16 protein-coding genes are annotated in these 20,874 nt (G+C 41.4%); 3 read left to right on the top strand and 13 right to left on the bottom strand.

Features of this window, described 5'->3' with window-relative positions; translation table 11 throughout:
- From BMY50_RS00530 to BMY50_RS00515, 4 genes are all read right to left on the bottom strand, one after another.
- On the bottom strand, positions 1 to 1,428 hold the full coding sequence (locus tag BMY50_RS00530) for a RagB/SusD family nutrient uptake outer membrane protein (RefSeq protein WP_202907709.1): 1,428 nt from the start codon (positions 1,426 to 1,428) through the stop codon (positions 1 to 3).
- A gap of 46 nt (positions 1,429 to 1,474) precedes the next feature.
- Positions 1,475 to 4,540, bottom strand: a complete 3,066-nt coding sequence (locus BMY50_RS00525; protein WP_093316578.1) for a SusC/RagA family TonB-linked outer membrane protein — start codon at positions 4,538 to 4,540, stop codon at positions 1,475 to 1,477.
- A gap of 80 nt (positions 4,541 to 4,620) precedes the next feature.
- The gene (locus BMY50_RS00520; protein WP_093316573.1) at positions 4,621 to 5,559 is read right to left on the bottom strand and encodes a dihydrodipicolinate synthase family protein; all 939 of its coding nucleotides are present in this window, start codon (positions 5,557 to 5,559) and stop codon (positions 4,621 to 4,623) included.
- A gap of 27 nt (positions 5,560 to 5,586) precedes the next feature.
- Entirely contained in the window at positions 5,587 to 7,152 is a 1,566-nt protein-coding gene (locus BMY50_RS00515; protein WP_093316569.1) for a sodium:solute symporter, read from the bottom strand.
- A 356-nt stretch (positions 7,153 to 7,508) separates the two neighbouring features.
- Here BMY50_RS00515 and BMY50_RS00510 point away from each other — a divergent pair, with 356 nt between their 5' ends.
- A complete protein-coding gene (locus BMY50_RS00510; protein ID WP_093316558.1) occupies positions 7,509 to 8,384 on the top strand; it encodes an AraC family transcriptional regulator in 876 nt (291 codons plus the stop codon).
- Positions 8,385 to 8,774: 390 nt separating this feature from the next.
- Here BMY50_RS00510 and BMY50_RS28040 read toward each other — a convergent pair whose 3' ends face one another.
- Both BMY50_RS28040 and BMY50_RS28535 read right to left on the bottom strand, forming a co-directional pair.
- On the bottom strand, positions 8,775 to 8,939 hold the full coding sequence (locus tag BMY50_RS28040; RefSeq protein WP_162276494.1) for a hypothetical protein: 165 nt from the start codon (positions 8,937 to 8,939) through the stop codon (positions 8,775 to 8,777).
- On the bottom strand, positions 8,940 to 9,074 hold the full coding sequence (locus BMY50_RS28535) for a hypothetical protein (RefSeq protein WP_262496869.1): 135 nt from the start codon (positions 9,072 to 9,074) through the stop codon (positions 8,940 to 8,942).
- Positions 9,075 to 9,275: 201 nt separating this feature from the next.
- Here BMY50_RS28535 and BMY50_RS00505 point away from each other — a divergent pair, with 201 nt between their 5' ends.
- Both BMY50_RS00505 and BMY50_RS00500 read left to right on the top strand, forming a co-directional pair.
- Positions 9,276 to 9,842 carry a dihydrofolate reductase family protein gene (locus tag BMY50_RS00505; protein WP_093316553.1) on the top strand — a complete coding sequence of 189 codons (567 nt, stop codon included), beginning with the start codon at positions 9,276 to 9,278 and terminating at the stop codon, positions 9,840 to 9,842.
- A 37-nt stretch (positions 9,843 to 9,879) separates the two neighbouring features.
- Positions 9,880 to 10,521: a DNA alkylation repair protein gene (locus BMY50_RS00500; protein ID WP_093316550.1), complete on the top strand. Its 642-nt coding sequence runs from the start codon at positions 9,880 to 9,882 to the stop codon at positions 10,519 to 10,521.
- Between the two features lie 345 nt (positions 10,522 to 10,866).
- Here the strand turns inward: BMY50_RS00500 and BMY50_RS00495 are convergent, their stop codons facing one another.
- The 7 genes from BMY50_RS00495 to BMY50_RS00465 all read right to left on the bottom strand — a co-directional run bounded on the left by BMY50_RS00495 (position 10,867) and on the right by BMY50_RS00465 (position 20,646).
- On the bottom strand, positions 10,867 to 13,263 hold the full coding sequence (locus BMY50_RS00495) for an ABC transporter permease (RefSeq protein WP_093316546.1): 2,397 nt from the start codon (positions 13,261 to 13,263) through the stop codon (positions 10,867 to 10,869).
- A gap of 204 nt (positions 13,264 to 13,467) precedes the next feature.
- Positions 13,468 to 14,622 (bottom strand): sialidase family protein, encoded by a 1,155-nt coding sequence (locus BMY50_RS00490; RefSeq protein ID WP_093316541.1) that lies wholly within the window; start codon positions 14,620 to 14,622, stop codon positions 13,468 to 13,470.
- A gap of 402 nt (positions 14,623 to 15,024) precedes the next feature.
- Complete coding sequence (locus BMY50_RS00485) at positions 15,025 to 16,206, bottom strand: hypothetical protein (RefSeq protein WP_093316537.1); 1,182 nt, start codon at positions 16,204 to 16,206, stop codon at positions 15,025 to 15,027.
- A gap of 2 nt (positions 16,207 to 16,208) precedes the next feature.
- Positions 16,209 to 16,985, bottom strand: coding sequence for a hypothetical protein (locus BMY50_RS00480; protein ID WP_093316532.1), 777 nt, complete (start codon positions 16,983 to 16,985; stop codon positions 16,209 to 16,211).
- A gap of 126 nt (positions 16,986 to 17,111) precedes the next feature.
- Positions 17,112 to 18,368: a hypothetical protein gene (locus BMY50_RS00475; RefSeq protein ID WP_093316528.1), complete on the bottom strand. Its 1,257-nt coding sequence runs from the start codon at positions 18,366 to 18,368 to the stop codon at positions 17,112 to 17,114.
- Positions 18,365 to 19,291: a phage upper tail fiber protein gene (locus BMY50_RS00470; RefSeq protein ID WP_093316523.1), complete on the bottom strand. Its 927-nt coding sequence runs from the start codon at positions 19,289 to 19,291 to the stop codon at positions 18,365 to 18,367. The genes BMY50_RS00475 and BMY50_RS00470 overlap by 4 nt, the downstream gene beginning before the upstream one ends.
- 695 nt (positions 19,292 to 19,986) lie before the next feature.
- Positions 19,987 to 20,646 (bottom strand): TetR/AcrR family transcriptional regulator, encoded by a 660-nt coding sequence (locus tag BMY50_RS00465; RefSeq protein WP_093316520.1) that lies wholly within the window; start codon positions 20,644 to 20,646, stop codon positions 19,987 to 19,989.
- Between the last annotated feature and the right edge of the window lie 228 nt (positions 20,647 to 20,874).

Below are 20,874 nucleotides of genomic sequence, written 5' to 3'. Positions count from 1 at the left end.
TTAATAACCTTCGTTCTGAATTAATTTGGGATCGGAATCCATTACTACTTGAGGGATGGGAAAGTGCACGTGAAAATCCTTGGCGTTACTTTTTCCTCGGGCCTGTGCACCAGAAATAAACCGCCCCATACGGATCAAGTCCATCCTGCGATGGCCTTCGGCGTAGAACTCCCACCCTCTTTCACGTAAGATCTGCTCGCGCAGGCCTTGTTGATCAAAATTACCTTGGCTCAATGCCGCAAGACCTGCACGCGCACGTACTTGGTTGATAAGTGAGATACTCTCGTTATTGGGGCCTGTCAACTCATTGAGCGCCTCGGCCCGGCACAGCAGAATGTCGGCATAGCGGATATCTGGAATATCATTACCATGTGATGCTCCCTGTGCGTTAGGATCGGGCCAATATTTAAAACATCGGGTATTATTGTTGTTTAATAAAGAGATGAGCTGTCCCGATTTATCCACGTATTCGCCGATGAGCAAGTTTCGACGCTTATCACCTTCTTCAAAGGAGTTGTAAAAACCATCAAGTATGCGAAATTCATTAGGCCAATTTAACCATGTATTTGCAAACTCAAGGCCTGTTCTAGGATCTTGTTGGAAATTATCAGGAAATGAGACATTCATCCATGAATTTGCTGACGCTCTATTCGAACTTGCAAAAGCAGGTCTCACAAAAATATATTCTGGATTACGTTCATTTTCTACTTTAAACAAATCTTCGTAATTGGCGAAGAGCTGATAATGATTCAACGCGATAACTTGCTGCGCATAGGACGCACTCTGCTCCCAGTCTTTTATATTGAGATAAAACTTTGCCAGGTAAGCCAGCGCCGCACCTTTATTGGCTCTGCCGTATTGGGCCTCATCACCGGGATTTGGTAAATCGTTTACGACTGCTATCAACTCGCTGGAAATAAAGCTACGTACCTCCTCATCGGACGCCTTGGCCAGTTGAAGCTCCTGCTGTGAACTTGTTCTTAAGGGCACGCTCCCAAAAAAGAAATATAACTTATAGTAATTGATGGCTCGTAGAAAACGGAACTCTGCCGTAGATACTGCCTTTTCTTCTTCCGACATGTTCGTCACATTCGCTATGTTCTCTAGCCCAATATTGGCATCGCGAATGGCTTGGTAAGGCGGGTCCCAGTTGGTGACGAGAAAATCTACCGTGGGATCCCAAGTGAATTCAATATAGTTGCTGGCATCTCGCTCAACATTATCTCCCGATTGGAACAAGATATCCGTGGTCCATTCTTGAGGTGCAATTACATAGATCGAATTGTTCGAATTCATATTGGCTGTTCGAGCATAAGTATCCGTTAACAGAGATGCAAGGCCCTCTTTGGTATTCAAAAAATTCTCGGGAGCGAGCTGCGAAAATACTTCTTCTTTCAGAAAATCTTTGCAGCCTTGTAGACTTCCCATTATTATGAACAGCAAACTAGCAATAAATATTGGCTTTTTCATGGTATTAAAAATTTAAGGTTGCACCAAAAAGGTAAGTACGCGGAGCAGGATAGGCATTCCAGTCCATCCGGAAATTGGCTCCTCCATTGGGATTTAGCGCCGGATCGAAACCTGTATAATCCGTAATGGTATACAGGTTCTGTCCAGAAACATAAATCGTAGCACCGGCAATAGGTCCTGATTTAATAGGCAGGTTATAGCTGATGCGCACGGTGTTCAAACGTATATAGGATGCATCTTCAACGGTATAATTGTTGACACCCTTTTGCCCCTGCGTATTGGGTGTAACAAAAGATGGATATATATTAGAAGGATTCTGCTGTGTCCACCGATTCAACAAAGGTTCCGCCAGTCGGTTGCGACGCAAATTAGGTGGAAAATACGTATCTACCAGGTTATTATTCAACATACTGACGCCCTGCACGCCCTCAATAAAAATATACAAACCAAACCCCTTGTACTGAAAATTATTAGTTAGTGAATAGGTAAAGTCTGGAAACGATTTGCCGATAATAACGCGATCAGCTGCATTGACTGTTTTGTCGCCGTTTACATCGAGGTATTTGAAGTCTCCCGCTTGTACGTTATCCACCGTGGAGGAGAAATCATCATTTTCCTGCCAAACACCAACAATCTGGTAACCATAAAAGGAATTAAGTGGCTCACCTTCTTGGATGATAGCCACCTGACTGGTTGAGCCTGCCGACCCCGTGATGATGTTAGGTATACCGCCTAAGCTCTTGACCTTGTTACGAAGGGTTGTAAACATCGCAGTGGTTGTCCACTGGAATGCTCCAACTAGATTACTGGAGGTAATACCGAGCTCCAACCCGCTATTTTGTACGCTGCCGACGTTAGTCATCATGGTTGAAAAACCTGATGAACGGGGTACGGGTAGGTTGAGCAACATATCCTTGGTGTCTTTTTTGTACCAATCGATCGTACCGCTAATGCGGTCTTTAAATAGGCCAAAATCAATCCCAATATTTACCTGTTCGGAACTCTCCCATTTCAAGTTCGGATTGGGAATACGGCTGGGTGCAATGCCGATGACCTGCGTACCATCTAGTACAGCGGTCCAACCACTGCTGAGCGTGGATAAAGATTGATAGTTTCCGATTTCCTGATTTCCTGTACGCCCCCAGCTCGTCCGCAATTTCAAGGAGCTAATGCTGTTGATCGATTTCATAAAATCTTCCTCTTTAATTTTCCACCCTAAAGCAAAAGAGGGAAAATAACCGAAGCGGTTGTTCTCACCAAAACGGGAGGAACCATCGGCCCGAAAAGCAGTTGTAAACAGGTATTTATCTTTATAGCTATAATTTATTCTCGCTAAATAAGAGAGCAGGCTATTGATCCCCTTGTTACTGGTGGTTTGCCGGGTTAAGGGATCGCCTAAATTCAAATTATTGGTCCCAGTGGCATCAGAAGCGAAGCCACGTGCGGAGGCAAAAAAATTGTCGTCAATGAATTTTTGTCCGGTCATGCCGACGACGGCGTTGACTTGGTGTTCGGCAAATGACCGATTATAGGAAAGAGTGGCTTCTCCTAAGTAATTGCTGTTTTTCCCTTGTTCGATGCTACCGATACCTCCGGCAGCCAAACCGTCGATGGTACTCCGGTCGATATAGGTATCGGTTCTTTGGCTCACGATATCCCCTCCTACATTTATCTTCGCCTTGAACCCGTTTAGAAAATTATATTCAGCATAAGCGGTTCCAAACGTACGGTAACTATTGGAAAAGGCATCCTTACCATTCGCAATAGCCAGGGGATTATCAATATTCATGTTGGGTGATAGGAAATATCGGCCATTATCTGCCCATACGGGTAAGGTTGGATCGTAATTGATGGCAGCATAGATGACACCTGCGCGCTCATTGAGATCAAACCCATTGGGAACGAAATCATCTTTGGTGTAAGACGTATTGATATTAACACCCAGTTTAAAATTTTCCTTAACACGATGCTCCAAGTTCAACCGAGCACTGTAGCGTTTAAATGCCGAGTTAATAATCAGTCCATCTTGCGAATAATAATTAAAAGAGGTGTTGAACTGCGTATTTTCATTTCCTCCGGAAAAAGATAAGTTATGATTATGCGTTGGTGCATTTTTCCGAAAAACGGATCCCAGCCAATCAGTACCATCATTTGTAAGGGTAGCAACACGATCATTTTCGCTGCCACCACCCGCGTCTATGATATCATTCATGACCTGTTGATACTCGCCAGCATTTAACAGCTTGATATTATTGGCCACCTGCTGTATGCCCCCATACGCGTCATAAGTAATACTGAGCCTGCCAGCTTTTCCTTTTTTTGTGGTGATCATCACCACGCCATTGGCCCCTCTAGACCCGTAGATAGCGGTAGCTGAAGCGTCTTTCAATATTTCAATTGATTCAATGTCTGCAGGGTTAATCGTATTTAAGGGATTTCGCGGCGCCCTTGAATTGGTAAAATTCTCTCCTCCTCCACTTACGACCGTTGAATTGTCGAGCGGAAGACCATCAACGACGTAGAGCGGACTATTGCCGGCATTGATGGACCCGGCACCGCGGATATTGACTGAAAAACCGCCACCCGGTTCACCGCTATTTTGTACGACCTGTACACCTGGTGCCTTACCAAAAAACAACTGATCGGCCGAAGCAATTGGTCCTTCATTAAAATCCGCTCTTTTCAAGGCGGTTACCGAACCGGTGATGTCGCTCTTTTTGACCGTACCATAACCTACGACTACAATCTCTTCAAGCTGCGATGCATCTGGGGTTAGCAGGATTTTTAACGCATTGCGATTATTCAATTTAATTTCGCTGGGTAAATACCCCATGTAACTGATGCTCAGGCTGACTTGCAGATTAGGCACCTGCAGGGAAAAATTGCCTTTCTCATCGGTGGAAACACCGATAGTTGCGCCGACAACCTTAACACTGGCACCCGGCAACATTTCGCCGCTGAGTTCATTGGCCACGGATCCGCTAATGCGCACCTGAGCAAGCACTTCGTTGATGCACATGAGCAACAGAGCGGTGCTTACGACGACCTTTATCTTCACTATAGTTTTCATGGTTAAATAATTAGTTAGTTAACGTGATATACCTGATGGTGCTCCCCGCACCGCTACTGCTAATTCATTATGGCGACTGTTCAACCCAGCACGGCAGTGATGCCCAATTGCTCGAACAAAAGTTTCCGCTCGCGCTCAAGTTCTTCCAAACCGATCTTTACGAGGTGATCCAAGTCGGTATGTGATGTTCTGCAAAAAGTGCCGATGCCTAGACCCCGTTTACGTAGATAAAATTTGACAATAAGAGGGTAATTGGTATGCATGAGGTCCATATGCTTTATGAAGAACTGCTGTACGCAATTAACCATCGTCTGATTCTCTTTCTGCGCATAATGCTGGCATAACCAAACCACCAATTCTGGAAAATAATTTCCCTGTATGCACGATAGTCCTGCAGCGCCACTTTCCAAAGAGGCTACCGCATGCGCCATATAAGCGTCATAAAGGCCGAAGGCTGCGCAATGCTGGGTACCTGCTATTTTCTCACGTACCTGCTGAATGTCTAAAGAGGTGTCCTTATGATAAATGACGCGGCCCGTATCAACAAACTCTGCCAAGAGATTAGGCTGTAGGAGACGCTTGTAGGGTTCGGGGCATTCATAAAAACCGAAAGGTATTCCCTCTGTACGATCAAGCAATTGATAGAAACGCTTGCGAAATATGTCATCGTCTTCCTCTTTATTGGCCAAAATGCCACTTATTAAGATAATGGCTTCTGTACCCTGGTCATGAAGGTTCTTGATAAAATCCACCTGTTGAGCAATCGTCCCTCCAAAGCTACCTGTAGCTACTACAGGTACTCTTCCATTGGCTGTTCTGACAATATGTTTGGTAACCTGAATGCGTTCTTCTGGTTGCAAGTGGTACATTTCGCTCGACTGGCAATTGGCGAAAAGCCCAGATGCGCCTGCCTCTAAATAGAATTCAGTGAGTTGCGTTAATCCCTCAAAATCAACGGCACCATTTTCTAAAAAAGGTGTGAGCATCACAGGTACAAATTTTTTCTTTTGCTGGTTCATATAATAAATGGATAAATTGTTAAAGGCCTATATATTTTTACGGGAGAAACTACGTAAACGGGACAGCAGGCTTCCTATCAGAAAAATGCTGAGTGTACCCACCACAATGATCATATTTTTATCTAGCGGGCTCCTTAAGGATTCCATATCTTGTGGCAGGTACTCCGAAAAGGTCATCCAGATAATGATGATGATCCCGACAGCGGTTGCAATCGCCGCATCGGCATTGCGTGCATATTTGCTAACCAATCCCAGCAGAAACAAGCCTAACATACCGCCGGCGAAAATGCCGGAAAGTACCCACCACAAGTCGAGCACACTGGATATACCGATCATCGCGATTCCTGCAGACATACCACACAGACCAACGACGACCGTGGCAATATGTAAGGCACGTAATGTCGTCCGTTCGTTGGTAGGGGCTTTGAAATAGCGTTTATAGATATCTTCAACAAAAACGGTAGCACTGGCATTCATGCCAGAACTTATCGTGCTCATAGCGGCCGATAGGATAGCCGAGATGATGATGCCAATTAGACCGGTGGGTATTTGCGTAACCATAAAATGCGGCATGACTTTATCCCCATAATCCGCAGGTTGCAAGGTGGCTGCAAGGCGGGAGATTTCCGTCGCTGTAGCCCCTGATCCTAGACGCTCAGCCGCAGCTTGTAATTTTACAGGCTCGATTAATGCGGGATTGGCTTGATAATACACATATAAGGAAGTGCCTATTAGGAAAAACAGCAGAGAAGTAGGCACATAAATCCAAACACATAACCAAATAGATCGTGCAGCATCTTTGGGCGATTTCGCTGCATGATAACGCTGTACATAGTTTTGATCCATTCCGAAATTATTCAGATTGATAAACACCCCATATAGAAAGATGACCCAAAAAGTGGAATGATTAAAATCGAAATCAAAACTTCCTAAACTGATTTTCTTTTCGCTAACCCCAACCCAATTGATCGTTTCAAAGCCTCCATCTATACGATCGATCAATAAGTAAAGGATGAGTACTGCACCGAAGGTTTTAATGACACCTTGCACCACTTCTGTCCATATTACAGCTTCTATGCCACCTAATACGGTGTAGATAATGATGCATATGCCGGTGACCGTCATGATAAGTTCCATCGAATAGCCCGTAAGCGCTTGTAGGCTTAGCGCTACACCAAAAAATACGGAACCGATACGGGCTAGCTGGGTTAATAGAAAACAGGTAACAGCATAGGTTCTAGCCCATGGTCCAAAGCGTTTCTCTAAATGGGTATAGGCAGAAACCTCACCCGAACGGCGATAAAAGGACACGAAGAAACGACTGGCGAAAAAGGCAGCTACCGGCATAGACAAGCTAAAAACAAAGGCATTCCAATTACTTCCGAAAGCTTTGCCGGGAACCCCTAAAAAGGTATTGCTACTTAGAAAGGTAGCATAGATGGATAGCCCTATCGCCCAGGAAGGGATGTTTCCGGAAGCCTTGGTAAACTGATCTGCACGCTGATTCCGAAATGAAAACCAAAAACCAACACCGATCATTGCGATGAGATACAGGCCGATAATACACAGATCCACAATTGGTAACTTATTCATTGGTTTTGCTTGTTAGGTATAATAATGGTTTACTGGAAACAAAAATGCTAACTTTTTAGAGGTACCGATTTGCCCTGAATTGCCGAGTTTTTGTACAATTTTATCCTATGTATAATGGACACCTGTGCTTATTGTCGTCTAATGGTATTTACAAGCTGATTAAAATAATTGCTCAAAGATCAATAAGGCCAAAAGCTTGTATAATAAAACCACTTTCTATATGTTTGTGTCGTTATAGGATGTTGACATAAAAGCTAACGACATTCATACTTAACCAACTATGTATCTGTATAGCAGCGGCTGTCTATCCTAACCTAGATAGCTTATTGTTTATTTAATTGATAGCAAAAGCCAATATGAAACCACATTTTCACAAAGTACCGATACAGATGAGGAGCTCATTTAGTGTTCGACATGACGTACAGCCCAATTTTGGTAATGTTTGGCATTATCACCCTGAGTTGGAATTACATTATGTGGTAAAAGGAGAGGGTACGCGTTTAGTTGGCGATCATGTTGGCAGTTTTCATGCCGGAGAGTTACTTCTGTTAGGAGAAAACCTGCCCCATACTTGGCACTGTCAAGAGGACTATTTTGAAAAATATGCAGAAAATTATGTCGAAGCGATTGTAGTACATTTTTCATCCTCTTGTTTAGGACATGAGTTCTTAAACTTACCTGAAACAAACGCCTTAATGCGGCTATTTGAAAAAGCGAAACGGGGTATGCAGATTTTCGGTACCAGCCGCGAGCAATTGAAGCAACTGATGATGCAAGCTGTCATGGCAGAAGACTTACGGAAAGTCATCTTATTATTGGAGATATTAGAGATATTAACCAAAACACAGGAATATCGAAATATCAGTACAATGTTTCCCTTCTTGAAAGCTACAGAGGGAGATATGGTGAGAATGAACAGCATCTATAATTACACACTCAACAATTTCACTAAAGACATTTCGCTGAAAGAAATTGCCTCTGTTAGCAATTTGACGATGACTTCATTTTGTCGGTACTTTAAAATAATGACAAAAAAAACCTATGCCGACTTTTTGAACGAAGTCCGCATTAATCACGCCTGCAAACTGTTATCTGAAAATACCTTACAGATTGATGAGATTTGCTATACCTGTGGCTTCAACAATCTCTCTAATTTTTATCGGCAATTCAAACGCGTTACGCGCTATACGCCAAAGGATTTCAGACGACGTTATAATATTTATCTAAGTTAAACTCCTACCCAATCTAGAACACTTTTATCATGACGCACATGCCCTATATATTCCCACTTTACCTTGGATGCAAAGTGGGTCAACCGAGGAGCTGGCGACGAGTTCATGAATACCATTAAAAGGAACACTTAATGAATAAACATCAAGGCTGTCTAGCGCTCGCTAAAAATTCAGTTCTTACCCGCAGTTCTGTGGAGCCGCTCTCCCTACTACCCTCTCTTCGCTTCTTCACAGCTCTCTAATCTTTAGCGCTGACTGAATTTTTTAATGCTCGCGCTAGAAGGCCGTTTTGTCCGAACGCGCAAGAGCCCCGCTTGATTTTCCAGCGATTTATAAGAAAAAAGCCATACATTTAAAATGCATGGCTTGTAATATATATTTTTAAAACTATTAATCTAGTTTTTTCTTTTTGTTCAATTGTGCGCGGATCTTTTGGACAAATTCAATGGATACCTCAGCAACTTCCGCTGCTTGTTCGTCATTTAAACCCAGTTTGCTTAATAGGTTTTCTACCACATCACGGCTTCTGGTCTTTCTCTCGATTAGCTTCCTCAACTATTGTAGTTTAAGCTTCATCAGTACTGCATCGTGTTCCTGGCTATCTTTTATTCTATTTCCTGCGAATGCTGTTCTTCCCACCAATATGGCTATGGCAAAAGGATTATCACTCTTTAACAGCTCTTCTTTCATTTTGTAACGCCAGCTGATAGGTTAAAAATCAATATATTACACCTAATAAAATTTCAAAATGCGAAATTCGAATATAGATGGATTAGTGAAACATTTTGTAAATTAGTTTTGTATAAACAATTATTAGTGGTCATTGTAACAGATGATAGAGGAAAATCTACCAGCTGAAAGAAATTTGACGATTGATTTAAACAAAACAGTATGAGGAAACTAGTTGCAGCAATCAATATGACGCTTGACGGGTTTTGTGACCATACCTCAGGTGTTCCTGATGAAGAAATACATCAACATTACGCCGACCTATTAAGAAGCGCTGATATCGCCTTATATGGCAGGATAACCTACCAGCTTATGGAATTTTGGCGAACTGTGCTGGAAAATCCCACAGGCGATAAAGCAATGGACGACTTTGCAATCGCAATGGACAACATCCCGAAGATTGTTTTTTCCCGCACACTGAAAAATGTAGATTGGAAAAGTGCGAAATTAGCAAGTCAAGACCTTGAAAAAGAAGTTTTGGAACGCAAACGACAATCGGGTAAGGACATTTTAGTTGGCAGTCGGAGTTTAATTATACAACTAATGAAGCTTAATTTGATTGATGAATACCAACTTTGTATTCATCCTGTTATAGCGGGAACAGGTTTGCCCTTATTTGAAAATATAAAAGACCGAACCGTTCTTAAACTTATAAAGACAAAAACTTTTAGCGGTGGTGCTGTAACGCTCTACTATAAACCTACAAATGAAAAAACAACGAACCGCTAACGTAAAGTGCATTCGTTAAATAACTAACATAATCGATATGAAACTTTCTTCAAAAGCCGAAAATATCTTAAATCAAATAGACGATAAAACCAAACTGGGAGATCTAAGAAAAATTGCAAACGATATAAAAAAGGACCACGATTTGGCTATAGAACTATGGGCAACGGAAAAATACTTAGCCCGACAGTTGGCAATTTTGATTATGGACAAAAAGCTTCTTTCGCAAGCATTCGTAGATAAGCTGGATAAGGATATCAAACGACATAAAGAAGACGACAGGAATCATTTGATTGATTGGCTAATGGCAAATCAACTATCCAAAGACAAGAAAACCATAGTACTGATGGAATCTTGGGAGAATAGTCCTTCCTCACTTCAAAGGAGGATTTTCTGGTATTATCAGGGTCGTTTACGTTGGATGGGACAAACTCCTCCGTCAAATAATGAAGCGTTATTATCTAAAATTGAAAACCAAATTGAAAAAGAAGAGCCGGAAGTTCAGTGGGCAATGAATTTTACAGCGGGCTGGATTGGCGTTTATGACAAAAAACACAGGAATCGTTGTATTGCACTTGGAGAAAAAACTGGTCTTTACAAAGGTAAGATGGTATCAAAAGGATGTACTCCAGAATATTTGCCTGAGTTTATTACGATTGAAAGTAACAAGCGAAAACTGTAATGGGAATTTATATATTACTTTGGATTGGCCCAAAGTAATCAAAGTCCAAGGCTGCACGGACTTCGCTAATGATTCAGGGCTTTCGCTCATCCTGTGGAGCCGCTCCCATCACCGACCACCCCTTCGCTTCGTCACATGATTTTTAGGCCATAGCGGGCCTAAATCATCTTTACGCTCAATCCATGAGGCCGTTTGGGCCCTAGCTCACGAGCCCCGTTTGACTTGCCAGTGATCTATAATAAAAAGCCATTCAACAAGAATATATTGCATATAACAGGAGTTATCCACATTTCTTCGCCAAGTTCGATTTTTTAAGTAACTGCTGCCATAGAAAAAATCTTATCATTATTCTGTTTTTAATGTCTTTACCGGATTCATCCATGCTGCTTTTAATGATTGAAAGATTACGGTAAGCAAAGCAATCATTAATGCAAACGCGCCTGCTAGGGCAAAAATCCACCAGCTCATATCAATTCGGTAAACAAAGTCCTCCAACCAGCGGTTCATAACGTACCAAGCCAATGGTGCAGCGATGACAAAGCCGATAAGTACAAGCTTAAGATAATCTTTGCTTAATAACCTTATGATGCCCGGAACGGATGCTCCCAACACTTTGCGTATACCAATTTCTTTCATGCGTTGTTGTGTGGAATAGGCGGCTAATCCGAACAAACCTAAAGAGGCAATTAGTACGGCCAATAGGGTAAATGAAGTAAATATTTCTCCCAGCCTTAGATCATTTTTGTATAGCTTATTAAAATTATCATCGAGAAACTCGTATTCAAAAGGATATGGGCTGATCCGTTTAACGGCGTCTTCAAACCGCGCGATTGTTCCCGCGAGATCTTCTGGTCGGACCTTCGCAGAAATATAGCCGCCAGATTCTCGGTTAAGGGTCAGCACAAGTGGCCCTAATGACTGGTGGATGGAGTTAAAGTGAAAGTCTTTTACTACACCAACGATGCTTCTCTTGCCGCGGCCGTCGGAATAGTTAAACTCCTTACCGATAGCTTGTTTGGGTGTCCATCCCAGTGCTTTTACTGCCGACTCATTAATGAGTGCAATGGGAGCGCCCAGGGTGTCTGTACCAAACTCACGGGAGAATCCGCGGCCGGCAACGAGTTGGATGCCATAAACGTCAAGAAAATCATAATCAACGCTGCTGGTATTGCTTGGCAGTAGTTGATCGCCGCTCCCCTCCCAGCGCGACATGCTTTGCATGGTCATCACGGTGGTAGGCAAGTATTGCGAATAGCTCATGGCAGTGACATGAGGATCACGCAAGAGGTCTTCACGAATAGTGGCGTATTGTTGACTCAAAGTTTCATCATTAACCTTGATAGTTAACACATGGTCACGATTGTAGCCTAATTGCTGATGTTGGACTAGCTGCATTTGCTTGTATATAATAAAGCTTCCAACCAAAAGCGCAATGGAAACCGCATATTGCCCAACGGTTAGTATTCGTTGTAAGGTAAAACGGTTTGCTAGTTTTGTTTGCGTTCCCTTAAGTACTTGAACCGGTTTAAGCCTGCTCATGATGAACGCGGGATAGCTGCCGGAAATGAGACCTACCAATAGGGCTAACAGTAACAGGCCTGGTAAGAGCGTGGGGTTTGTGAGGTATTCCATTCGTATGGGGCGTTCTACCAGTCGACTGAATGAAGGCAATATTAAATGGGCCATTACAACTGCGGATATAAGCGCTAAAAAGGCCATAATTAACGACTCACCCAGAAACTGGCCGATAAGCTGCCAACGCCAAGCACCAGCTACTTTTCGTATACCGACTTCTTGGGCTCTACGGATGGAACGTGCAACGGCAAGATTTGTATAGTTGGCACAAGCAAGCATTAACACAATGAAGCCAATGGCTAAAAAGAGGTACATAAACTTGTAATTTCCGCTTTTCTCAAAGGTGAAGGTTTGTAGGTGTTGCGATTTGAGGTGGATATCTTTCAAGGGTTGAAACAAAAAAGTCATGCGATCTTCCGGTCTCCAGTCTGCCAAATTTCTGTCAATATACTTACGCATCCCTTTCTCAATCTGCTGGACATTTGCTCCCTTGGCTAGCGCCACATAGGTATACAAGCCATTGTTATACCAAGGTTCTCTGGATATACAGTCTTGGTAGTATTGGTCAGATACTGCGGGAAGGATATAACTGAAGCTTAGATGGGAGGTCTCGGGCACGTCTTCTATAACACCGGTAACAATGTGAGGATATTTATTCTGATACATCACCGTCTGCCCCATAGGATTTTTGTTGCCAAAGATCTTATGTGCCAAGGAGGCGGTAAGCACCATACTGTTGGGGTCTTTTAGCGCTTTACCTACATTGCCTTGCAAGAAAGAATAGGTAAATACATCAAAAAAATGATTATCAGCGAGGATGCCTTCTTCTGTAAAATGTTTTTCACCCAAGCTTAATAGTGGATTAGATGTTGGAAATACGGCGGTGGCAACCGCTACTTCTGGAAATTCCTGCCGGAGGCTGCCTGCTAAAGCCGGTGATGTGGCAGCCCAGTATTTTGCTCCGCCAGCACCCGGCCGACGCTGTATAACGCGGTATATCTGATCTGCATTTTTGTGAAATATGTCGTATGAAATTTCATGCTGCACAAAAATCAGGATGAGAATAAAACAGGCTAGTCCTGAAGCAAGTCCGAATATATTAATAAATGAATATCCTGGACTTTTTCTGAGGTTACGCAATGCGATCCTGAGATAATTTCTTATCATAAAACAGCTTTTTCATTAACGGGAAACAAGAACGCTGCCATCAGGGTCTAAATAGTTTAAAAGCCCTGTTAGCTCACATTAGTGAGTTTCTTGCTGTTCGTTAATGAACGGTTACTGTACGAAAACGGACAGTAGATTTTGTACATTTATGCGAGTAAACCAGTACACAGCCTCCAAGTATATTTAGTAATGTTTATTTACATGTTATTTTGTTTTTTCTTGAAGCCATTCCAAATTAAAACGTGACAGTGAAACGTTTTGGGGCATATGTTCCGTACCTCCATGACCATAAAGACATATAATCGTTTTGTCGGGAAGCACTGCCAAATCTGAATACGTAGCGCCGCCTGCCTGAAGCAGCTTATTTACTGACCATGTTTTCCCGTTATCTTTACTCATTCTGATGGTAAGATCCATCCTTTTCTTAATATTGGCCGGCTGCGAAACCAACACTATACCAGGTTTAGGATAGCTCACCAACCCAATATCGCAAGCCTTTCCTGTTAATCCATGGTCGTATGCTATTTGCTTTGACCAGCTAAGACCTTTGTTCTTACTGATCACTTTCGCTTGCCATGAATTATTACTAGATGAATAAGTACGTCCGATAAGCATCACATCGCCGCTTTCTTGTTCTACGATCTGTGATTCGTTCAGTTCTCCAACAGGTGTATCTCCTCCTAATTTCCAGGTTTTACCATGATCATCACTGTAAAGACAGTTAACACCATAGTTCCTTTCTTTTGGGGTAAAGGAAACTGCTTTCCGGTTCCATACGGGAATCAACAAACGATCGTTTTTAAGTTGAATACCGTGCCCGGGGCCAGGCAGATGAAATGTCCATTGATGTTCATTGTTTTTGAAGAGGTAAGTTATGTTTACAGGTTCCGACCAGTTAAGTCCATCGTCTTTGCTCGTGATATAAAATACTTCTGTACTTATGTTTTGACGGTTCAAGGCGTAAAAGAGAAATATCTCCCCTGTTTTTCGATCTTGCAGCGCTGTAGGATTGGCCCAGGATTGGCTATCCACACTTTTAACAAGAACCTGTGATGCTGAAAAGCTCCGCCCCTTATCTATACTTCTTTTTAAAACGATATGATGTGCGCCATCATCCAGGCTATTTTCTACCCGTGCTTCTGCAAAGGCAAGTATGCTGCCTTTATCCGTCACAGTAAGACCATAAACAAAATGTGCAAACAGACCGTTCTCTCTTTCTTTCCACACGATGGTCTTATGTACTTTTTGTTCTATTAGCTTGGGGGTTGCGTCTTGGGCCGACAGATCCAACACAAGAGCAGCCAGCACCAATGTAAAAATCAGTTGTATGTTGACGATCCTTTTTCTACAGTAAGCCATATTTCTTTAGCTTGAAACGCAATCTGAAATAATGTTATTTGTTTTATATGTAGTACATATAAAACAAATAACATTATAAAAATTCTATTTTCCTAATTTTTCTTCTTCAGGACTCAAACTGATTACAGACCTAATGCCTCGCTAATCCCCTATTCGATTTGTCCATCTAGTCGAATCTATGGACAAAAGTGGGTTAGTAAAAAAATATATTTCTTTTTTGGTTAGTGATTTAGGGTCTACACTCAATCCTGTGCAGCCGCTCCCTCCACAATCTTCTCTTCGCTTCTTCACATAATTTTTTGACCACTGCAAACCCTGGATCGTCTTTATGCTTATTTAATGAGGCCATTTGTGCCCCGGCTCAAAAGAAATATTGGGCTGGGCAAGCTTTTCCGGTTTTATTCATGGAGTTAGATTTTTATTGATTATCCCTTTTAACCAGTAGAATGATCGTTTGGGCGCCATAAGTGCCTTCATATTCTGCTGGTCTTTCGGCAAACTAGTATCCAATCCGGGAAAATATAGTATACCGTAAGATCCTTCTGTAGCACTTGTTCCATGCGGATGGCTAGACCACTGATATATCAACGCATATTTAACCCGGGGATTTTTAATAAACTTGGGGAAAACCTGCTCAAAATTCTTGATCTGCCTTGCTTGATGATTATCGCCACTTTCTGGGCCATCATTTGCCCCGCCAAAAGCTATCCCCCTTTGATTAAATTCGGTAAAAATCAGATCCATATTATATTTGTCACTGTAGAAAATGGTCACGTCAGAAACTCCTGGTTCAAATATTCCATTCCTCATATTTCGCTCCTGATTACTATACCAATGTAAATTCAAATACCTATAATATGAAAAATCGGCAATGTATCTGTCCATTAGATAAAATTGTTTCCAAGCAATATTGGCTGGAGTTGCTATTCTTATCGCAGGATTCGCCGTTCTGATTCGTTTAGCGACCTCCGATACATGCTTCAGAAAGGTATCTGTTTTATTCTCAAAGTATTGGTTTCTTACTGCGCCAGATGTCTCAGGTCTCTGTAAATTTCGAAATAACTCCGGTTCGTTGCTTATTTCAAGAATGTCTTTCTGAGGATCAAGGTATTGATTGTATCGCTGCATAAACTTTGTGGCATATTCAGCAGTGGCAATAGCTTCTGATTCTCTGTAAGTATCTAAATCTGTTTTTAAGCTCCAAACTGACTTATTTTCAGGATTATCTTCAGTTGGAATATATTTAATATCCCGGATTCTATCCATTAAAAGAATAATACAATGAAGATCTCTTTGATGGCATTTGCTAATTGCATCAATAAAGATATTGTGCATATTGCCGTATGCTGGGGGTGGAGAGGTATTATTAAGGTCTCCTTCAGGATTCGGTTCAGCATACAATCGCACCGCCTGCCCACCAGCTTCTACTAGTTTATCGAGATAATCATCTATTGTTGGGGCTAATGTGTAGCCACCGTAACCGCTACTAGGATTGTGTGTTGTAGAAGCGAGCACGGCACCCCATCTAAAATCCCTACCTTGAGGAATAATGATGTCAGGTTTATTTCCTATTACTCCAAACATAATTAAGGTTCTGGTTGTACTGCACAGGCAATGTTTAATTTACCATTTATTTGGATAATGCTGAATATGCCCCTTCTATCTCTAGGCACCAGGTTTATTTGGCTACCAAAGAAATAATCCAAACCAGAAAAAGCTATAGCTAAAGGGATAGCCGAATCATTCTGTACCATGAAATCATAACGCTGACCTTCTATCAAAGAGTTCAATGTATAGGTATAATTATTTGCTGTAGTAGCAGTGATAACCGTATAGAAAACACTTGAAAGCGAACCGTCAATCGTTGTACCTAAAACCTGAACCGGGTCTGACCTTAAACCTACACCGCCATTTGCCAATATTTTCATTCCGTTTAAGGCTATCACGTAATCCTCGTATTGTGTACCTGGTGTTTTTGCAGTACCTTTTTCCAGTTTTAAGTCACTGGGTATTGCTGTCTCATTCTCCCATCTACAGGTGATTTGCACATAGGCAGCATTTTCAGGAGCAATTTTAGCGGAGTTTCGTGCCCACATCCCTCCTGCAATTGCCACTTGCGCGCTGTCCAAAAATCTATAAGACCTAATTGCTGTACCAGCTGTCCAACTTAAAAAGTAACTTAAACCTGCTGTTGCGGGAATAACCGCAGATATGCCATACGGAGTTTCTGGAGCCGTGGTCTGTACATTCCATGGTGAATTCTGATTAATACGTCTATTCATTATGTAAGTACCGACATTAAATAGTTGCCCATTAGGGCCAGGTCCGGTTGTTATTTCAACCAATTCAGCGTTTGTTGCCATAATCTTATTGTTAATTATAATTTAATATTTATTAGCGTTATTATTTTTAATTCTATTTTTTTTACAAGAGTTTAGCAAATGTGGCTGAACTACGTTTCATAAAGATTTTTCCTTATATGAAATAATCTAAATGTCACCATTCCTTCCTTTGACGACATATTCCTTAAAAAAACTAACGACTTTTTTTGGTGTTAACAAACCCGTAAGATCTTGATCTCCTGGCGGTAGACTAGTATCCAACCCTGGAAAATAATAAACGCCATAAGTGCTTTCTACTGAACTGGAATTATAGGGGTCTGATAACTGCGCGTAACAGATAGCTGCTTTAATAAAGCTTCTTTCTAGCACCAATGGCAACATCTTGTTCCAATAAGCGACCTGTTTATCTTGATGTAAATCTCCGCTTTCCGGACCATCAACTGCGCCATTATAACCAATGCCACGCTGATTCATTTCGGTCATGATAAGCGGTTTCCCCCAACGCATATACAAAAAATCAAAAATATTGGCAACTCCCTGGCCTGTATTCGGAAAGTTTCCCGCTCCCACATTCGCCTGCATGTCGGAGTACCAATGCCAATTTACCCAATCTATAATGGGTATTTCATTAATTAGTAAGTCATACAGATAAAGTGGCTTGTAACCTGAGCTTGCCGGTGTTGTGATTATTGTATCCGGGTTGATAGATTTAATCCCCTCGGCCATGCCTTTAAAATAGGAAACTGCCACTGCAACCTTATTGGGGAAATAGTCAGATGCCAGTAACCCTCCACCTGTATTCCCTTCCCTTAGAATATCACGGAATAGTTCTATTTCATTGGATAGTTCTATAACTGGTCTTAACTGAAGATAGCCGTAACGTGACATGAAGCCACTACCCAATAAAAATCCGGCGTTATAAGCGTTTGTTTTGTCAGTCGCGGTAGCGCTATTTATATCTGTGGTATTGGTGCCGCCACCAATATTTCCGTACACAGTGCTTAACGAATCAATCACACAGGTCGAAACCTTAATGTTGTTTTGCACACATAAATTGATCCAGTTGGTATATCTGGTAATGAAGTTACCATAATTTCCTCCACCATTTCCGGGTGTATTGTTTAAATCGCCATCCCATTTAGGATAGACGGTTGCTCTGCACCATCTTGCTCTGCATTCCTTTAATAGATTCATCTGCGCTTGCTGGGTCAGCGCCTTCGTGTATTTTGTATTTCCTCCTCCCATAGCCCGGTTCGTCGTGGCGTAAACGGCAAAACCAAGTTGTTCGATGACGGGTTTATACATCTGATCCGGAAACACTTTCGTCCCTCCCACATAAACGTTTTCTATTTCTTGATGCCCCAGAGATATACCCCTTGCTCTGTCTTTTTCTAAGAATATCATGACTGTTGTAAATAATTGATGAAATGTTTTCTAAATGCATTATGCTGCTCTAATGTTAAAGCGCCTCCCATTGCATAAAAACTAAGGCCAATATTGCTCCATGATGATACGGCAGCTCTAAATATAACTTGTGCATTTGAATGTCGCGTCGTGGACTGTGCGGCATGGGTTGTTATAGTTTCATCTTTCACCAGACCGATACTGGCAGCGATATTTCGCTGAATAGCCCTGTATCCTGTTCCACTCATATCGGCAGCGGTCGCGAGATTTGCATTCTCTTGGTTGATGCGATGGGTTACCGTGTTTGCCAGCGAAAAGCGATTGGGCGATAAGCTTTCAACACCATCGATAACGGAGAGATTAGCATTGCTACTATCTGTACTTGCTTTATAGGCGTAGCATATTCTACTCGCATCATTCTGTAAATAATTGACGCCATTGGCAGACCCAGAAAAATTGGTTTTTATATATCCGTCTATTCCGTTTCCTTCGAACCCACTTACGCTTCTCATCAATCCTCCTAATTTATCTCCCTTGAAAGCTGATGGATTTTTATAATTAAGTGTTCTGAAATTATCATCTCCGGAATTTGCGAAAATATAAAATAGATCTAAGCGATCCCAGATATAATCGAATTTCAGGTTTTTGATAAGTGTGTTCAGCTTTCTTAAATCTAGTTCATTAGGAAGGGTATAACCCGCGGCTGTTGCGAAATCGATTAGGGTTAATAGTTCAGCAACGTATCCACGTGTGATGTAAATAGTATTGATACTTTTCACAGACAGCGCATCGTACTCCTCTTGTGTGAGATAACGTATACTTGCTATGGGGGTTACATTCGCTAAATCTGATACGATCGGATCTCCCGCCGCCAAATTTGCCATCTCTTTCTTGCTAGTTAGGTCTTTTTGCTTAGTTGCCATGGTTTTTTCTTTATAATGGTTTAACTTTAGATGTATACTACAGAATGATCTAGATACTATGGTTGAAAAGCTAGATACCGAAAAGATTACCGCCTCATTTTAGGCCGGAATATTCTCAGTTAATTACTAAAATTCACACTTTATTTCACACTCCAATTTAGCAAACAACTTTAATTAAAAAACATAATTGTGAATATTTATTTATACACATAAAATGTTAATAATTAAAAACAGTTAATTCCGAGCTTTCGTGCATATATCTTAGGCATTTCTTTCAAGGCAAATCGAAACAAGGCTGGATTTTTCCTTATTGGAAGTTATTTATCTTATTATTAACCAGCTTGTTAAACTAAAACACTTCGAGGTAGCCTCTTCTCATCATGGAAAGAAGTCCCTTCGACTTGTTAACTTATATTTTTATTAACTTTCTATTTGGTTTAGTGGTATATTTTAGTTTGATAGTACTAATCTAATTAATGGTTTTATTATTTGCAAGAGAATAATGAGAAATTGTGAGAAGAATCATTTTATGTAAACCCTAAAGACTTCCAAGAAGAAATCTTTAGGGTTTTATAGTTATAGGATTTAGAATAGGTTAGGTTGATTCTATTTCTTATCGTTTTTCATGTGTGTTTATGTACCAAAGCGTTCGAACGCTTTATAATTTTACTTATTATTAGAAATTAAGGTATTGGCTAACCTACCATTTCTTGTTGTTCTGAGCTATCATCTGTGTCAATAACCGCAGCTCTAAGTAGACGCTCAATAAACTGCTGCAGGTTTGCTTTAAACTCTTTTTCCAAACATGTTACACCAAAACACGTGACTTCACCACTTACTCTGTACTGAAAGGCCATATAAGTGATACCTCCCAGGATAATTGGAAACAGAAGGGCTAAAGGTAATTGTTGCCCACTTGCATTTGTTACATTGGAAGCCCTGATCATTTTGAACATCCGTTGCTCTCTAGATGAAACCATCTGAGCAACGACTGGATCTGTTCCCATAAATTCTGCCAATGCAAATTCACGTGATAAAGCGTCTTTCATCAGTGAGTCGAAATGCTGGGTAATGATGTGGGCTACAAGCTCTACCTGAATCGCCCCCTTTGTTTGGGTGGCGAAGGCAGCAATTTTAGGCAAGTTTACAGTGAGGTAATCATGTCGATTGTAAAGCTCCTTTTTAACACCCCCTAGATCTCCAAAATGATTGTATATCGTCCACCGTGTAAGCTTTGATCGTTCGGCAAGTGAACTCATCTTTAAGGCTTTCAACCCGCTTTCTCTAATAATATTGGCAGCCGTTTCTAAAATGATTGCTCTGCTGCGCTGTGAATGTTTCTTTTTTACTTCCATCTATTTTAATACCTTATTCGAAGGCATGCCCAAATTTTATTGGTTTTTTTGACGGAAAAAAATCATTTTCATGAACGGTGCCGTAGCTTCTATGAACTGCACGCTGGCATCAACTTTATTTTTATAGACTAATGGATGAAGAAAATCAAAGAACGAAATGTGGATATAGCTATTAAATTCACGTTGAATGGTATCCCGGTTTTGTATTCAAAATTTAAGGCCGGAATG

This window comes from Olivibacter domesticus, from assembly GCF_900109575.1.
Lineage (GTDB): Bacteria > Bacteroidota > Bacteroidia > Sphingobacteriales > Sphingobacteriaceae > Olivibacter > Olivibacter domesticus.
Note: the sequence above shows the minus strand (reverse complement) of the source record. Positions and strands in the feature narration are given on the sequence as shown.

What these genes read in the sequence shown, in the direction of transcription:
- BMY50_RS00530 (WP_202907709.1), bottom strand. Translation starts at nt 1,428, where the DNA reads ATGGGAAGTCTACAAGGCTGCAAAGATTTTCTGAAAGAAGAAGTATTT.
- BMY50_RS00525 (WP_093316578.1), bottom strand. Translation starts at nt 4,540, where the DNA reads ATGAAAACTATAGTGAAGATAAAGGTCGTCGTAAGCACCGCTCTGTTG.
- BMY50_RS00520 (WP_093316573.1), bottom strand. Translation starts at nt 5,559, where the DNA reads ATGAACCAGCAAAAGAAAAAATTTGTACCTGTGATGCTCACACCTTTT.
- BMY50_RS00515 (WP_093316569.1), bottom strand. Translation starts at nt 7,152, where the DNA reads ATGAATAAGTTACCAATTGTGGATCTGTGTATTATCGGCCTGTATCTC.
- BMY50_RS00510 (WP_093316558.1), top strand. Translation starts at nt 7,509, where the DNA reads ATGAAACCACATTTTCACAAAGTACCGATACAGATGAGGAGCTCATTT.
- BMY50_RS28535 (WP_262496869.1), bottom strand. Translation starts at nt 9,074, where the DNA reads ATGAAAGAAGAGCTGTTAAAGAGTGATAATCCTTTTGCCATAGCCATA.
- BMY50_RS00505 (WP_093316553.1), top strand. Translation starts at nt 9,276, where the DNA reads ATGAGGAAACTAGTTGCAGCAATCAATATGACGCTTGACGGGTTTTGT.
- BMY50_RS00500 (WP_093316550.1), top strand. Translation starts at nt 9,880, where the DNA reads ATGAAACTTTCTTCAAAAGCCGAAAATATCTTAAATCAAATAGACGAT.
- BMY50_RS00495 (WP_093316546.1), bottom strand. Translation starts at nt 13,263, where the DNA reads ATGATAAGAAATTATCTCAGGATCGCATTGCGTAACCTCAGAAAAAGT.
- BMY50_RS00490 (WP_093316541.1), bottom strand. Translation starts at nt 14,622, where the DNA reads ATGGCTTACTGTAGAAAAAGGATCGTCAACATACAACTGATTTTTACA.
- BMY50_RS00485 (WP_093316537.1), bottom strand. Translation starts at nt 16,206, where the DNA reads ATGTTTGGAGTAATAGGAAATAAACCTGACATCATTATTCCTCAAGGT.
- BMY50_RS00480 (WP_093316532.1), bottom strand. Translation starts at nt 16,985, where the DNA reads ATGGCAACAAACGCTGAATTGGTTGAAATAACAACCGGACCTGGCCCT.
- BMY50_RS00475 (WP_093316528.1), bottom strand. Translation starts at nt 18,368, where the DNA reads ATGATATTCTTAGAAAAAGACAGAGCAAGGGGTATATCTCTGGGGCAT.
- BMY50_RS00470 (WP_093316523.1), bottom strand. Translation starts at nt 19,291, where the DNA reads ATGGCAACTAAGCAAAAAGACCTAACTAGCAAGAAAGAGATGGCAAAT.
- BMY50_RS00465 (WP_093316520.1), bottom strand. Translation starts at nt 20,646, where the DNA reads ATGGAAGTAAAAAAGAAACATTCACAGCGCAGCAGAGCAATCATTTTA.